The sequence below is a fragment of the uncultured Algibacter sp. genome (assembly GCF_947495675.1).
Lineage (GTDB): Bacteria > Bacteroidota > Bacteroidia > Flavobacteriales > Flavobacteriaceae > Algibacter_B.
The window spans coordinates 35,933-53,189 of the sequence record NZ_CANLZX010000014.1; the positions used below are offsets into that span (position 1 = coordinate 35,933).

Sequence of the window (17,257 nt, forward strand, 5' to 3'; positions counted from 1 at the left end):
TACATTTTGAACAAACTACAAGCACTACTTTTTATCCTATTATTTGGTTTTGTATCAACAATGAGTTTACATGCCCAGTCTACAAAAAAAATTAAAATTGAGTATGCTGGTAAATTAACTATTGATGAAGCTAATTTTCCTGGAGCAAAAATTTTAACTAGAGATGATGCCCAACAAGTACATATAGAACACGGAGGCGCTAACATGTGGTGCGATAAAGCTATTCATTATAGTAAAGATAATTTTATTGAAGCCTATGGCAATGTTATTTTAAAACAAGGTGATACCATAAACATGACTTCGCAATATATTGAGTATAGTGGCTTAACAGAATTAGCTTTTGCAAGTGGAGATGTTGTTATGAAAGACCCTAATTCTACAATTAAGTCTGACACTTTATATATGGATAGAACTAGGCAACAGGCATTTTACCGAAGCGGTGGTACCGTTGTAAAAGATTCTTCTGGAACCATAACCAGTAAAATTGGTAGGTATTACATGGATATTAAAAAATATAGATTTGTTGAAGATGTTGTTTTAGTAAGTGATGAATCTACAATAAACTCAGATTACTTCGATTTTTATTCAGATACAGGTTTTGCATATCTTTATGGGCCATCAACAATAACTACAGAAACAAGTAAAACCTATTGCGAAAAAGGATTTTATGATACCGAAAACAAAGTTGGGTATGCCTTAAAAAAGGCAAAAATAAATTACGATAACAGAATTATTGAAGGGGACAGTTTATACTTTGACAACAACAAAAGTTTTGCCTCTGCAACCAATAATATAAAAGTTACAGACACTATAAATAACAGTATTATTAAAGGACATTATGCCGAAGTTTTTAAAGAAAAAGACTCTGTATTTATTACTAAACGTGCTTTAGCCATAACGGTACAAGAAAAAGATTCGGTTTACATTCATGCCGATAAAATTATGGTAACGGGAAAGCCCGATAACCGAATTATTAAAGCTTACTATAACGCTAAAATTTTTAAAACAGATTTAAGCGGAAAATCAGATTCTATTCATTCAGATCAAAAAACTGGAGTTACCAAATTATTAAATATTGATAATTTGTCTTCGGGTGATAAATTTTCTGTAAAACGAAAACCAATTCTTTGGAATTTAGAAAACCAAATGACAGGAGATACAATTCATTTACTTTCTAATAACGAAACAGAAAAAATTGATTCACTTTTAGTTTTTGAAAATGCCTTTATTATTAGTAGAGATACGATTAGTAAAAATGGCTATAATCAAATAAATGGTAAAAGATTGGTAGGCTTATTTGATAATGAAAATCAACTAAAACAAGTTGATGTTACAAGAAATGCACAATCAATTTTCTATGCTAGAAATGACAAACAAGAACTTATAGGAATTGATAAATCTAAATCTGGTAGTATTACCATTTTATTTGACAATGGCGATATCGATGAATATACAAGGTATAACCAAATAGACGGAAACTTATTTCCAGAATCTCAATTTCCAGAAAAAGAGAAATTTTTAAAAGGTTTTGATTGGCGTGAAGAAGAACGCCCGCAGAGCGTTGATGATTTATTTAAAGACGACCCACCATTGGAATTGCCAATAATTAAAGGATTGGAAGATTATATACCTCAAGACGATTTTGTAGATAAAGACATGCTTGAACGTATAAAAAATGCAAAAAAAAATACCACAACTAATCCAGGTGTCGCATCAAAAGCAGCAAGAAACTTACCAAAAACTACAAAAAAAGAAAAAGATGAGGCTCTCTTAAAAAAGAAACTTCAAAAAACTCCTAAAAAACTTATTCTTCCAGTAAAAAAACCTGTTGCTAACGAATAGACATAAATGAAGTCTGAATTCTTTAAATACCAAGCTCAAACAACAACTCACCCATTAGCCATGGAGATTTCTCATGCAAAGGGTTCTTATATATACGATACTAATAACAAGGCTTTTTTAGATTTTGTTGCTGGTGTTTCTGCATGTCCATTAGGGCATAATCATCCTAAAATTGTTACTGCCATAAAAAAGCAACTAGACAGTTATATGCATGTAATGGTATATGGAGAATATATTCAGAAACCAGCAGTAGAGCTCACAAAATTACTGGCATCTCATTTACCAAAAACTTTACAAAAAACATACTTAACAAATTCTGGTACAGAAGCAATTGAAGGTGCTTTAAAATTAGCTAAACGCGCTACAGGACGTAGTGAGATTATTGCGGCTAATAAAGCATACCATGGTAATACCATGGGAGCTATGAGTGTTATGGGTTTTGAAGAACGTAAACAAGCTTTTAGACCCCTTTTACCAGATGTAAAGTTTATTCACTTTAATAATGAAGATCACTTACTACAAATAACTACAAAAACAGCATGTGTAATCTTAGAAACCATACAAGGAGGTGCTGGTTTTATTGAACCATTTAATGGCTATTTAAAAAAAGTTAAAGCTAGATGTAATGAAGTTGGTGCGCTTTTAATCCTAGATGAGATACAACCTGGCATAGGGCGAACTGGTAAACTTTTTGGTTTTGAAAACTACCAATGTATTCCTGATATATTGGTTATGGGCAAAGGACTAGGTGGCGGCATGCCAATAGGTGCTTTTACAGCTTCAGAAAAACTCATGGATTTATTTCAAGACCACCCTAAATTAGGACATATCACAACTTTTGGTGGACATCCTGTTATTGCAGCCTCTGCCCTAGCGACTTTAAAAGAAATTACAGAAAGTAATTTAATACACGAAACTCTACAAAAAGAACAATTATTTAGAAAACTGTTAATTCACCCCTTAATTAAAGAAATTAGAGGAAAAGGGTTAATGTTGGCTTTAATAACTCTATCAGCAGAGGTAACAAATTCAATAATATTAAAATGCCAAGAACGCGGATTAATATTATTTTGGCTTCTTTTTGAGCCTAAAGCAGTAAGAATTACACCACCTTTAACCATCTCTAACGATGAAATCATTAAAGGATGCCAAATAATTATGGATGTTTTAGACGAAATACAACATACTTAAAAACCACATAACTCGCTAAAAACCAACACTAAATAGTGTTAAAAACCACTAAACACCTCTAATGTTGATTACTTTGTTAAAAACATTTGCTCAATAATCTATAGTAAAGCAAATAGAAGCTTAAATTTATTCAAGTAAAAAACTTACAAAAGCGCTTATGGAGTTAAGTCATAATGACAACAACAATTTGCCCCTTACCAAGTTTGAATCGATGTTAAAAACGAATCATGTTTTATTCTTTGATTCTGAAGAATTTGAAAACATCATTCATCATTACCTTAATCAGGGTAAGATAGCGCTAGCCAAAAAAGCCATTAAATTAGGTTTAGATCAACATCCAACTTCAATTAATTTAAGACTCTTTAAGGTTGAAATTTATGTTTTTGAAAACAAGCTTACTGAGGCTGATAGCCTTTTAAATGACTTATATACAATAGATCCTAAAAACGAAGAAATATACATACAAAAAGCTAATATTTTCTCTAAAAAAGATGATCATGAACAAGCAATTGAAGTTCTTAAACAAGCTTTAGAACTTACTAATGATGTTGTAGATATATATTCGCTTATTGGTATGGAATATTTATTTTTAGACCAATATGAAAACGCTAAAACATTTTTTATGAAATGTTTAGATGTTGACATAGATGATTATTCTGCACTTTATAACATTATTTACTGCTATGAGTTTTTAAATCAAAATGAAGATGCTATTTCATATTTAAATACATTTTTAGACAAAAACCCTTATTGTGAAGTTGCATGGCATCAATTAGGAAAACAATATTATACTTTAAAAGATTATAATAAAGCATTAACAGCTTATGATTTTGCTATAATTTCTGATGATACTTTTGTTGGTGCTTACCTAGAGCGAGGTAAAGTTTTAGAGCATTTAAAGCAATATGAAGATGCTATTGAAAACTATACGATTACTTTAAAATTGGAAGAACCAACTTCGTTTGCATTATTACGAATTGGTAATTGTTATGAAAAGTTAGAGAATTTCGATTTAGCGCTTCAATATTATGACAGAACGGTACATGAAGACCCTTTATTAGATAAAGGATGGATTGCCATTACTAAATTTTACAATAAAAAAGGAAACTATCAAAAAGCATTATTTTTTATAAATAAAGCTATAAATATAGATTCTGAAAATGTTAAATACTGGAAATTATACTCGCAAATAAATCATCGTTTAGCCTTTTATGAAGAAGCCGAACGTGGTTATAAAAAAACAATAGATTTAGGTAACTACGAACTTAACACATGGCTTTCTCGTGGCGATTTACTAATAAAATTAGGTGAGCCACAAGCAGCAATTTTTAACTTTGAACAAGCTATTGAGTTTTACCCTGAAAATGCTGAGTTAGAGTACAGATTAGCTGGATTATATTTTACATTAAAAGAACATGATAAAGGTGCTTTTTATCTTAAAAATGGTTTTAAGCATAATGAGGAATACACTTTTATTCTAGAAGAGCTCTTCCCTAACGTCTCAAACGAATTACTTGTTAAAAACATACTGAAACAAATTTACAAGTAAGGCTTTCATACGCTTATATTAATTTTTTTTTAATTCTCAATTGTATACCTTTGGTTTTCGCAAATAAACTAACATGCAAAGACGTCTCAAAGATTACTTAATCATATCATTTAAAGGCTTAGCCATGGGTGCAGCAGATGCTGTTCCTGGAGTTTCTGGTGGTACAATCGCTTTTATTTCTGGAATTTACGAAGAGCTAATATCTACAATAAGTAATATTAATGGAGCACTTTTTAAAACACTTTTTAGTAAAGGATTAAAAGCTTTTTGGCAACAAGCAAATGGTAATTTTTTATTGGCACTACTTTCTGGAATTATAGTGAGCTTTGTATCTTTTATGAAACTCGCTAAATATTTACTGGAACATCATCCTATACTAATTTGGTCATTCTTTTTTGGGCTCATTGTAGCTAGTATATATTTTGTTGGCAAACAAATTACTAAATGGAGTCTTGCATCTATTTTGTGCTTAATTGTTGGTGCTGCTTTAGCCTTTTATATTAGCAAATTACCATCTTTAGGCACCAATGATAATCCATGGTTTCTATTTTTAGCAGGTGCCATAGCTATTTGCGCCATGATACTTCCTGGCATCTCTGGATCTTTTATTCTTATTATTCTAGGAGCTTATAAAACACTTAGTAACGCTATTCATGATATCGACATAAAAAAAATAATCATTTTTGGCACAGGTGCTATTATAGGTTTACTTAGTTTTAGTCATGTGTTAAAATGGCTTTTTAAAAACTATCACAACATAACCTTAGCGCTTTTAACAGGCTTTATTTTTGGTTCGTTAAATAAAGTTTGGCCTTGGAAAAACACGTTATCTTGGCATACAGATTCTAAAGGCATAAAAGCCCCTTTACTACAAGAAAGCATTTCTCCTTTTTCTTTTGAAGGTGACAACCAATTTATGTTAGCATTTCTCTTAATGATTTTAGGGTTTTTAACCATTTTTATTCTTGAACGCGTAGGTTCTAAAAAATAACAATGGAAAGCACCAGAACTCTTACCGATAAACTTTTTCTAATTTTAAAAGGATTAGGTATGGGTGCTGCTAACAAAGTACCTGGTGTTTCTGGAGGTGTTGTTGCTTTTGTTGCTGGCTTTTATGAGGAATTTATTTATTCGCTAAGAAAAGTAAACAAAACTGCATTTAAACTACTTATTAACGGACGTTTTAATAGTTTTTATAAATATATAAATGGGCGTTTTTTAAGCTTACTATTCCTTGGAATGATTGTAAGTTATTTTAGTATTTCTAAAGTGTTAGATTACCTAATAAAACACTACGAACTCTTTGTTTGGAGCGTTTTTTTTGGTATGATTATAGGTTCTATTTATTATATAAATAAAGATTTTAAAGACTGGAATTATAAAACATACATCTCACTTGCTATTGGAATAATACTTGGTATTAGCATTAGCTTTTTAAACCCTGCGAAAGAAAACGATAATCTTTGGTTTGTTTTTTTCTGTGGTATTATTAGTGTTTCTGGTATGACACTCCCTGGTTTCTCCGGTTCATTTATTCTTATTCTTTTAGGAAATTATGTTTTGTTATTAGTTGATTCTGTAAATGCATTATATGATACGTTTACAGAAATTATTCGTGGCGACTTCGGTTTTATTAAAAATTTAGAACGCATAAGAATGTTAAAAGTCTTAGCTGTATTTACGTTAGGTTCTGTAACTGGTTTAGTAACCTTTTCGCATGCTTTAAGTTATATTTTAAATCACTACAAAAGCATAACACTTTCTGCTATTATTGGTTTTATTATAGGTTCTTTAGGTGTTGTATGGCCTTGGAAAAAAACAATTTACAATTTTGATGCTTCTGGAAATGTTCTTTTAGATTCTAGGGGCGAAATGATAATTAAAAACTACCAACGATTCATTCCAGAATTAAATAGCGAAACTTATTATGCTATTTGTTTCATTATCCTAGGAATTGCTATAGTTTTGGCATTAGAATGGTACGGACAAAAAACTAGAAAAATAACATGAAAAAGTTAGGTTTATTAGGTAAAGATATTTCATATTCTTTCTCAAGATCATATTTTAAAAAAAAGTTTGAAGATGAAAACATTAATGATATTTCATATGAAAATTTCGACATTAAAAATATCGATTTATTTCCTTCAATAATCAAAGACACAAAAAACTTAAAAGGATTAAATGTTACTATTCCTTATAAAGAACAAGTGATTCCTTATCTAGATAAAATCAATAAAAAAGCCAAAGCTATTGGTGCGGTAAATACCATTAGAATTACAAAAAAAGGCAAACTAGTAGGCTATAACACAGATTGCTATGGTTTTAAAAACACACTAAAACCTTATATAAAATCACATCATAAAAAGGCATTAATTTTAGGCACAGGTGGCGCAAGTAAAGCCATTGCATATACTTTTAATGAACTTGGCATAAGCTATCAATACGTTTCAAGAAACTTAAAAGATGGTGTTAGTTTCACTTATAATACTTTAACAGAAAAAGATATAAAAGAACACCAAATTATTGTTAACTGCACACCTTTAGGAACTTTCCCTAATATTGAAGATTGTCCAAATATCCCATATGCAGCCATTACAAAAAACCATATTTTATTTGATTTAATTTATAACCCAGAGGAAACCAAGTTTTTAAGTCTAGGCAAACAAAATAAAGCCACAATAATTAATGGTTTAAACATGTTAAGACTGCAAGCAGAAAAATCTTGGTCTATTTGGGATATTAAATAAAACCGTTCGTAGTACTTTGTAATTACTCTACTTGTTAGTATCTTTAATGACTAAAGTAATTTTTGACGAACCTTAACATTTTAAAAATGTCTGATATTAACAAACCTCAAGAAGTAGATGGTACCGAAGAAGTAAAATCTAATACTGATTCTACTCCAGTAACTGATAATCAAAACACAGAAAACACATCTACAGATGCTGAAACTGTAAATAATACTACAGAAACAGATCAAGTTATAGCAGAAGAAGGCGATGAAGTTATTAATGAAATAGACGAATCTAACGCTGAAGATGCCGAAGACGAAGGCAATAAAGAAAGACATACCATTGAGGTAAAGGCCTATGATACTATGTCTTTAGAGTCTTTAGCTATTGAGTTAGAAAAACTTGTTGAAAATGAAAAAGTACAAGCAATTAAATCTCATGTTGACAATATAAACTCGGAGTTTAAAACAAAATTCCAAGCCTTAATAGATGAAAAAAAGGAAGACTTTATAAATGAAGGAGGTAACGAAATAGATTTTTACTACGCTTCTCCTGTTCAAAAAAGATTTAAAGAAGCTTATAGAAACTACAGAAAAAAAGTACACTCACACTACCAAAGTTTAGAGCAAAATTTAAAACAAAATTTAGCTAATAAGCTAGAGATTATTGAAGAATTAAAAGGTTTAATTAATGTAGAAGAAAACATTAATACAACCTACAAGCACTTTAAAGAGTTACAAGAACGTTGGCGAAATACTGGTCCAATTCCAAGAGATAAATACAATAATGCTTGGAATAGTTACCACCACCATGTAGAGCGATTTTATGATTTTTTAAATATAAACAGAGAATTACGCGACTTAGATTTTAAACACAATTTAGAAAAGAAATTGCTAATTATTGAGCGTGCTGAAGAGTTAGCTGGAGATGATGATGCAATGCGTGCTTTTAGAGAGCTGCAAGAACTTCATAAAATGTGGAAAGAAGAACTTGGCCCTGTACCAAGAGAACATCGCGAAAGTATTTGGGAACGATTTAAAGTTGCAACAAAAACTATTAACGACAAGCGACAGGCTTATTACAAAGAAATAGATAAAGTTTACGAGAAAAATCTAGAAAACAAACTTGAAATTATTTCTAAAATAGAAAACATTGCTACCCAAGAAAACAAATCGCATGGTAGTTTACAAAATAAAATTAAAGAAGTAGAGTCTCTTAGAGAAGCCTTTTTTAATGCAGGTAAAGTACCAATTAAGGTAAATGAAGAAACTTGGGCAAAATTTAAAGATGCCGTAAGGTTATTTAACAGAAAAAAGAATGCCTTTTATAAAGATTTAAAAAAGGGACAATTTAATAACTTACAGCTTAAACTAGATTTAATAAAAATTGCTGAAGACAATAAGGATAGTGAAGATTTTGAGGTTACCACACCATTGATGAAAAAAATTCAAAGTGATTGGAAAAAAATTGGTCATGTTCCTAGAAAAGATAGCGACAAAATCTGGAAACGCTTTAAGGCAGCCTGTAATTATTATTTTGACAGAATACATGCAAGCAGAAATGCAGCTAGTAAAGAGCAAGTTGATGCATATAACAAAAAGAACGAATTTTTAAACACACTTAAAGATTTAGAATTACCAACAGATAAAGCAGAAGGTGTTAAAATTATAAAAGAGCAAATTAAACAATGGCAATCAATAGGGCGTGTACCTAATGATAAACGCTATATTGATGGTAAGTTTCAAAAAACAATTGATGGTTTATTAACTAATTTAAAAGTTGATAAAACTGAAGCTGAAATGATTAAGTATGAAAACAAACTTGATAGCTTAGTAAATCCTGATGATACTAGAAACTTAGATAACGAACGTACTTTTATTCGTAAAAAAATTGATGAAGTAAAAAGTCAAATAAACCAATTAGAAAATAATTTACAATTTTTTACGAATGTTAATGACGATAACCCATTAGTAAAAGAAGTACATACCAATATTAAAAAACACAAAGAATCTTTAGATGTTTTGAAAGCCAAACTCAGAAAAATTAAAGATTTATACTAACAAATTAAAAAACCTCAAAAGCTAATAAAACTTTTGAGGTTTTTTATTTACACTAAATTTTTTTTGCCTCTTCCCAAAACACATCCATTTCGGCTAAAGTCATATCTTTTAAAGGTTTATTTAAACTTTTAGCTTTACTTTCTAAATACTGAAAACGTTTTGAGAATTTCTTATTAGTACGCTCTAAGGCATTTTCTGGGTTTATATTTAAAAAGCGGGCATAGTTTACCATAGAGAATATAACATCACCAAACTCGCTTTCCATGTTGTTTTGGTTGCCAGATTGTACCTCGGCTTTAAACTCGTTAAGCTCCTCCTCTACTTTTTCCCAAACTTGCTCTGGTTTTTCCCAATCAAAACCAACGCCTGCCACTTTTTCTTGAATTCTATTTGCTTTTACTAAAGCAGGTAAACTTTTGGGCACACCCTCTAAAACACTTGTTTTACCTTCTTTTAGTTTTAAGTTTTCCCAATTTCGTTTTACATCATCTTCATTTTCCACTTTTACATCGCTATAAATATGTGGGTGCCTGTGTATTAGTTTATCGCAAATGGTATTACAAACATCGGCAATATCAAAGTCTTTGGATTCACTTCCTATTTTAGAGTAAAAAACAATGTGTAATAACACATCTCCCAATTCTTTTTTTACTTCTTCTAAATCTTTGTCTAAAATAGCATCACCAAGCTCGTAAGTTTCCTCTATGGTTAAATGCCTAAGCGTTTCCATGGTTTGTTTTTTATCCCATGGGCATTGCGCTCGCAACTCGTCCATAATGGTTAATAATCTATCAAAGGCTTTAAGTTGTGCTGCTCTAGAATTCATGCTTGTAGTTTTTGTAAAAATACAATTTTGATTAGGTTGCAAAGAAAAATAGTATTCAAAAAATACACTTTCAAAAATTTTAAAAACCGAACTAGGAAATGGTTGACTTTGTCAGAAAAATTAGCTAATTTCGTTTAACTCTTGTTAAAAAACATTCAAACGATTTTTTATCAGAGGAACATTAAATGAACATCCCCCCAAAAAAAACAACTTTAAATTAGAAAAACCAAGTTGGCAAACACCAGCGATAGGGATAGCAGCGGAAAGCCCACAGCCCGAAGGTGCGAGGACTTGTAGTGTATAGCCCGACCTATACCCTGAACCAAATTCAGGGTATAGGTAACGCCCAAAACATACTTTATTAAATTAAAAAACCAGCTAAATAGCTGGTTTTTTAAATGTATATTCTTGAAAATTATGCGTTTTGCTTTTTAATTAAGTTAAGCGCAGAGCCTTCGTGATACCAAGCTATTTGTGCTTTGTTATAAGTATGATTTAATTTGATGGTATCTTTAGTACCATCTGCATGAACAGCTTCTAGCGTTAATTGCTTTCCTGGAGCAAATTCGTTTAAATCTAAAAAGTTAAAGGTATCGTCTTCTTGAATTAAATCGTAATCGGCTTCGTTAGCAAACGTTAAGCCTAACATACCTTGCTTTTTAAGGTTTGTTTCGTGTATTCTGGCAAACGATTTTACAATAACTGCTGCAACGCCTAAATGACGTGGTTGCATGGCTGCATGCTCTCTTGATGAGCCTTCGCCATAATTATGATCGCCAACTACTATGGTTTTTACTCCTGCTGCTTTGTAAGCACGCGCTGTAACCGGTACGCCACCATAATCGCCAGTTAATTGGTTTTTAACAAAGTTTGTTTTTTTGTTGAAGGCATTAACTGCGCCAATTAATGTATTGTTAGCTATATTATCTAAATGTCCTCTAAAACGTAACCATGGGCCAGCCATAGAAATATGGTCTGTAGTACATTTACCAAATGCTTTTATTAAAAGTTTAGCGCCTGAAATGGAATTTCCTAAAGGCTGAAACGGTGTGAGAAGTTGTAAACGTTCTGAGTCGTCTTTTACAGTTACTTGTACATGGCTACCATCTGCTTCTGGTGCTAAATAGCCGTTATCTTTTACTTCGAAACCTTTTGGTGGTAATTCCCACCCTGTAGGCTCATCGAACATAACCTCTTCGCCGTTTTCATTAATTAACTTATCTGTTAACGGATTAAAATCTAATCGGCCAGCAACTGCAATGGCTGCTGTTATTTCTGGAGAAGCTACAAAGGCATGTGTGTTTGGATTACCATCGGCACGCTTTGCAAAGTTTCTGTTAAAAGAATGTACTATACTATTTTTTGGTGCATTTTTGGGATCGCTATATCTTGCCCATTGCCCTATACATGGCCCACAAGCATTGGTGAATATTTTAGCATTTAGGTTTTCGAAAATACCCAGAATACCATCGCGTTCTGCTGTGTAGCGTACTTGCTCTGACCCTGGATTGATACCTAACTCGGCTTTTATTTTTAAGCCTTTATCTAGCGCTTGTTGTGCTATGGAAGATGCTCTTGATAAATCTTCGTAAGATGAGTTTGTACAAGACCCTATTAATCCCCACTCTACTTTTAATGGCCAATCGTTAGCTTTTGCTTTTTCAGTCATTGTTGAACCTACTTCTGTAGATAAATCTGGTGTAAACGGACCGTTTAGTAATGGGCCTAATTCAGATAGGTTAATATCTATAACTTGATCGAAATATAGCTCTGGGTTTTCATACACTTCGGCATCGGCAGTTAAGTGTTGTTTAACTTTATTTGCAGCATCGGCAACATCAGCTCTATCGGTAGCACGTAAATAACGTTCCATAGAATCATCGTACCCAAATGTAGATGTGGTTGCACCAATTTCGGCACCCATATTACAAATGGTTCCTTTTCCTGTACATGACATAGAGATAGCTCCAGGCCCAAAATACTCAACAATAGCACCTGTACCACCTTTTACAGTAAGAATTTCGGCAACTTTTAAAATAACATCTTTTGGAGCCGTCCAACCAGATAATTTTCCGGTTAATCTTACCCCTATAAGTTTAGGGAATTTAAGTTCCCATGCCATACCAGCCATAACATCTACCGCATCTGCGCCTCCAACACCAATGGCTACCATACCTAGTCCGCCAGCATTTACGGTGTGCGAATCGGTACCAATCATCATACCTCCAGGAAATGCATAATTCTCTAACACCACTTGATGAATAATACCAGCTCCAGGTTTCCAGAAACCAATACCATATTTATTTGAAACAGATTCTAGAAAATTAAAAACTTCGCTACTTACGCTATTTGCATGTTTTAAATCTTTTTCGGCACCATCTTTAGCCTGAATTAAATGATCGCAATGCACCGTTGTTGGTACTGCAACCTTAGATTTTCCTGCTTGCATAAATTGCAATAATGCCATTTGAGCTGTTGCATCTTGACAGGCAATGCGGTCTGGTGCAAAATCTACATAATCCTTTCCTCTAGTAAAAGCTTTAGTAGGTGTACCATCCCAAAGATGAGAATATAGTATCTTTTCAGATAGTGTTAGTGGTTTCCCTACAATACTTCGCGCTTTATCTACACGCTCTGCCATTTTGGTGTAGACACCTTTAATCATATTAATATCAAATGCCATAAGTTTACTATGTTTTTAAATTATGTTTTAAGTACTCTAATATACAAAATAATGAATGACTTTGAAAAGGGTTTTTAGTTTGATGGCATAAAAAATCCCGAGTGAATGACTCGGGATTTATAACTATTATTATTTAAACTATTGATTATAGTACTAATCGCTTTTGAGATGGCTTAAATTTAGTTAGAACAATACCATCAACAGCAGCTTCGTACTCTGCTAAAGTTGGTGTTCTTCCTAATATGGTAGATAATACAACCACAGGTGTTGATGATAATAATGATTCTCCTTTTTTCTCTCCAGAATCTTTTACTACACGACCTTGGAATAAACGCGTTGATGTTGCCATAACTGTATCACCTGGTTCTGCTTTTTCTTGGTTACCCATACATAAGTTACAACCTGGACGTTCTAGATACAACATGTTTTCGTATTTAGTACGTGCTAATCCTTTTGGTGCGCTATCATCAAACTCGAACCCAGAGTATTTTTGTAATACTTCCCAGTCTCCTTCTTCTTTAAGTTCGTCAACAATATTGTATGTTGGTGGTGCGACTACTAAAGGTGCTTTAAATTCTACTTTACCTTCTTGAGCTTCGATGTTTTTTAACATCTGCGCTAATATTTTCATATCGCCTTTGTGAACCATACATGACCCAACAAAACCTAAATCTACTTTTTTAGTACCACCGTAATAAGATAATGGTCTTATATTATCGTGTGTGTATCGTTTTGAAACATCTTCATTGTTTACATCTGGATCTGCAATCATTGGCTCTGCTATCTGATCTAAATCGATAACAACTTCTGCATGATACTTGGCATTTGCATCTGGTCTTAATGATGGTTTAATACCTGTTTTAAGTTCGGTAATTCTAGTTTCAGCTTTTTCAACAAGTCCTTTAAGTACTTGCTTAGCGTTATCCATACCTTTATCTATCATGATTTGGATACGTCCTTTTGCAATTTCTAGAGACTCGATTAAGGTATCGTCTTCAGAAATACAAATAGATGCTTTAGCTTTCATCTCGGCAGTCCAATCTGTAAATGTAAAGGCCTCGTCTGCTGTTAAAGTACCAATATGTACTTCGATTACACGACCTTGGAATACGTTTTCGCCTCCAAATTGCTTTAACATTTGTTGCTGCGTTGCGTGTACCACATCACGGAAATCCATATAAGATTTCATTTGCCCTTTAAAAGTAACTTTAACTGATTCTGGAATTGGCATACTTGCTTCTCCTGTAGCTAAAGCTAATGCAACGGTTCCTGAATCTGCTCCAAAAGCAACACCCTTAGACATACGTGTATGAGAATCTCCACCAATAATAATATCCCAATCTCCTACAGTAATATCATTCAATACTTTATGAATAACATCGGTCATTGGAAAATATTTTCCTTTAGGATCGCGACCAGTAATTAAACCAAAGTCGTTCATAAAACTCATTAACCTTGGTATGTTAGCTTTAGATTTATCATCCCAAACAGATGCTGTATGACAGCCTGATTGGTAAGCACCATCAACAATTGGAGAGATTACTGTAGCAGCCATCATCTCTAACTCTTGAGAGGTCATTAATCCTGTAGTATCTTGAGATCCAACAATATTTACTTCTGCACGAACGTAAGATCCCGCATGTAATGTTGCACCAGATGTACCAACAGCATTTTTGTTAAATATTTTTTCGACAGCGGTTAAACCTTGCCCTTCAATAGATACTTCTTTCGAAGCTGCATATACTTGAGGCACATCGATACCTAATACTTTACAAGCAAATGTTTGTAATTTTTTACCGAAAACAACAGCGTATGATCCGCCTGCTTTCATAAACTCCATTTTTTGTGGTGTAAATGCCGCAGAGATATCTTTTAATTCTTTATCGCCGTTATAAAGTTTCTTTTCTTTTGTATTTATTGTAAGAACGGTGCCTGTTTTTACAGAATATACTTCTTTTAAGATTGGTTCGCCATCTTCATCTACAATAGTATTACCATCTGCATCTTTTTGTTGCACCCAGTTTTTAAGATCTAAACCTATACCACCTGTTACACCAACTGTTGTTAAGAAAATTGGAGCAATACCATTTGTACCTGCAATTACTGGAGCTATATTAATAAATGGCACGTATGGGCTTGAAGGTATTCCTGTCCATAATGCTACGTTGTTAACACCAGACATTCTAGATGACCCTACACCCATTGTTCCTTTTTCTGCAATTAGCATAACACGTTTATCTGGATGTGCTTCTTTTAATGCTAATAATTCTTTTTGCATGTCTTTGTTATGCTCAAACATACATTGACCATGTAACTCACGGTCTGATCTTGAGTGAGCATCGCCACCTGGAGATAATAAATCTGTAGAAATATCACCAACCCCAGCTATGTATGTTACAATATCAATTTTTTCATCTAACTCAGGAAGTTTTGTGAAAAATTCTGCTTGAGCGTAACTTTCAATAATATCTTTAGCAATTTCGCTTCCGTTTTTGTAAGCTTCTTCTAGACGGTCTGTATCTGCTTCGTAAAGAAAAACTTGTGTTTTTAATACTTCTGCAGCTTCTTTAGCAATAGCAACATTAGTACCTAAGGCTAAATCTAACAAAACCTTTACTGAAGGGCCACCTTTCATGTGAGAAAGTTGTTCTAAAGCAAAAGTTGGTGTGATTTCTTCAACAACCGATTCTCCTAAAATAATTTCTTTTAAAAACTTAGCTTTTACACCAGCTGCACTTGTGGTTCCAGGTAAAACATTATAGATAAAAAAGTTTAGAGAATCTGCTCTATAGGCGTTATCTACATCTTTAATTTGCGCAATGATTTCGCTTAATAATTCTGCTCCATCAATTGGTTTTGGATGAAGCCCCAGACCTTTTCGTTCTTCAATCTCCTTGATGTAATCTTTATAAGTGTTCATAAAAGAAGTGTTTTCATTTTAAAATGGCATAAATTGTTAGATTCAATACCATATGATTTATATTAGAGTTGTTTGTTTTAGTGTTTGCAAACATAAAAAATTTAAAGCAAAGTTTTAAAAAGAAACCATGTAATACAACAAGTAGTAATAGTTATTTATTATAGTGACATTTATTATTTAATTGATTACCATTTTGATATTATTTTTCAAATAAACTTAAAGATTATTCAAGAAAACAAACTCAAAACCTCCTTATACACATTAGATTTCTTAAAACTTTGATTAATATTATTGTAAATACAAGAAAACTGTAATAAACTCAAAAAAAATTGTATAAATTATAAGAAGACAGAACTTGATAAAGTAAGAAATTATAATTTGTGAATCATAAAATATTTCACTTTTTAGGAGTAAACGAAGACACCCCGTAAATTATAATATAATTACAGCAAAATTAAATATTAAAATGTAGGATTATGTATTATAAAATTTAATCTAAAACAAGCTTTTAATAATTTGCTCTTCTGAAACACCTTCTGCTTCTGCTTTATAGTTTTTTATAATTCTGTGTCTTAATATGCTTTGCGCTACCGCTTGCACGTTTTCTATATCTGGTGAGAATTTACCATTTATAACAGCGTGCGTTTTGGCTGCTAAAATTAAATTTTGTGATGCTCTAGGTCCAGCTCCCCAATCAATATAAGATTTTACAAGTTCTGGTGCTGCATTAGAATCTGGTCTTGTTTTCCCTACCATTGAAACGGCGTATTCAATAACATTATCTGCAACTGGAATACGGCGAATTAAACTCTGAAAACTCACAATTTCTGGTGCAGAAAATAAAGCGTTTACAGTAACTTTATTATCTGTTGTAGTCGCTTTTACAACTTGTACTTCTTCATCATAAGAAGGATAATCTAATTTTATAGCAAACATAAATCTATCTAACTGAGCCTCTGGCAACGGGTAAGTTCCTTCTTGTTCAATTGGATTTTGTGTTGCTAAAACAAAATAAGGTAAATCTAATTTATAATGATGTCCTGCTACGGTTACTGCACGTTCTTGCATAGCTTCTAATAAAGCAGCTTGAGTTTTTGGAGGTGTTCTATTTATTTCGTCTGCTAGAATAATATTAGCAAAAATAGGGCCTTTTATAAATTTAAAGTGGCGGTCTTCATCTAATATCTCACTACCTAATATATCACTTGGCATTAAATCTGGCGTGAATTGAATACGCTTAAAATCAAGACCTAATGCTTTAGCAATTGTATTAACCATCAATGTTTTTGCTAAACCAGGAACACCAATTAATAATGAATGCCCACCAGAGAATATTGAAATAAGAATTTGAGTAACAACCTCATCTTGCCCAATAATAACCTTGGCAATTTCTAATTTTAATTCTTTAAACTTTTTTACAAATCCCTCAACGTTAGCAACATCTGACATACAAT

General features: G+C 32.4%; 11 protein-coding genes. 7 read left to right on the forward strand and 4 right to left on the reverse strand.

All coding sequences use genetic code 11. The annotated features are described in order from the left end of the window. Positions 1-6: 6 nt before the first annotated feature. From Q0842_RS10780 to Q0842_RS10810, 7 genes are all read left to right on the forward strand, one after another. A complete protein-coding gene (locus tag Q0842_RS10780; protein ID WP_366941119.1) occupies positions 7-1,842 on the forward strand; it encodes an OstA-like protein in 1,836 nt (611 codons plus the stop codon). Between the two features lie 6 nt (positions 1,843-1,848). Next, the gene (locus Q0842_RS10785) at positions 1,849-3,033 is read left to right on the forward strand and encodes an aspartate aminotransferase family protein (RefSeq protein WP_298497891.1); all 1,185 of its coding nucleotides are present in this window, start codon (positions 1,849-1,851) and stop codon (positions 3,031-3,033) included. Between the two features lie 157 nt (positions 3,034-3,190). Then, positions 3,191-4,582, forward strand: coding sequence for a tetratricopeptide repeat protein (locus Q0842_RS10790; protein WP_298497893.1), 1,392 nt, complete (start codon positions 3,191-3,193; stop codon positions 4,580-4,582). 73 nt (positions 4,583-4,655) lie between these two features. Continuing rightward, complete coding sequence (locus tag Q0842_RS10795; RefSeq protein WP_298497895.1) at positions 4,656-5,573, forward strand: DUF368 domain-containing protein; 918 nt, start codon at positions 4,656-4,658, stop codon at positions 5,571-5,573. Positions 5,574-5,575: 2 nt separating this feature from the next. Continuing rightward, on the forward strand, positions 5,576-6,592 hold the full coding sequence (locus Q0842_RS10800; protein ID WP_298497897.1) for a DUF368 domain-containing protein: 1,017 nt from the start codon (positions 5,576-5,578) through the stop codon (positions 6,590-6,592). Then, positions 6,589-7,329 (forward strand): shikimate dehydrogenase, encoded by a 741-nt coding sequence (locus tag Q0842_RS10805; protein WP_298497899.1) that lies wholly within the window; start codon positions 6,589-6,591, stop codon positions 7,327-7,329. The genes Q0842_RS10800 and Q0842_RS10805 overlap by 4 nt, the downstream gene beginning before the upstream one ends. A gap of 86 nt (positions 7,330-7,415) precedes the next feature. After that, on the forward strand, positions 7,416-9,374 hold the full coding sequence (locus tag Q0842_RS10810; protein WP_298497901.1) for a DUF349 domain-containing protein: 1,959 nt from the start codon (positions 7,416-7,418) through the stop codon (positions 9,372-9,374). A 52-nt stretch (positions 9,375-9,426) separates the two neighbouring features. Here Q0842_RS10810 and mazG read toward each other — a convergent pair whose 3' ends face one another. The 4 genes from mazG to Q0842_RS10830 all read right to left on the reverse strand — a co-directional run bounded on the left by mazG (position 9,427) and on the right by Q0842_RS10830 (position 17,252). Then, complete coding sequence (gene mazG / locus Q0842_RS10815; RefSeq protein WP_298497903.1) at positions 9,427-10,200, reverse strand: nucleoside triphosphate pyrophosphohydrolase; 774 nt, start codon at positions 10,198-10,200, stop codon at positions 9,427-9,429. A 415-nt stretch (positions 10,201-10,615) separates the two neighbouring features. Continuing rightward, the gene (locus tag Q0842_RS10820) at positions 10,616-12,883 is read right to left on the reverse strand and encodes an aconitate hydratase (protein ID WP_298497905.1); all 2,268 of its coding nucleotides are present in this window, start codon (positions 12,881-12,883) and stop codon (positions 10,616-10,618) included. Between the two features lie 145 nt (positions 12,884-13,028). Beyond that, positions 13,029-15,803: a bifunctional aconitate hydratase 2/2-methylisocitrate dehydratase gene (locus Q0842_RS10825; protein WP_298497907.1), complete on the reverse strand. Its 2,775-nt coding sequence runs from the start codon at positions 15,801-15,803 to the stop codon at positions 13,029-13,031. A gap of 495 nt (positions 15,804-16,298) precedes the next feature. Beyond that, positions 16,299-17,252, reverse strand: a complete 954-nt coding sequence (locus Q0842_RS10830; protein WP_298497909.1) for a MoxR family ATPase — start codon at positions 17,250-17,252, stop codon at positions 16,299-16,301. Between the last annotated feature and the right edge of the window lie 5 nt (positions 17,253-17,257).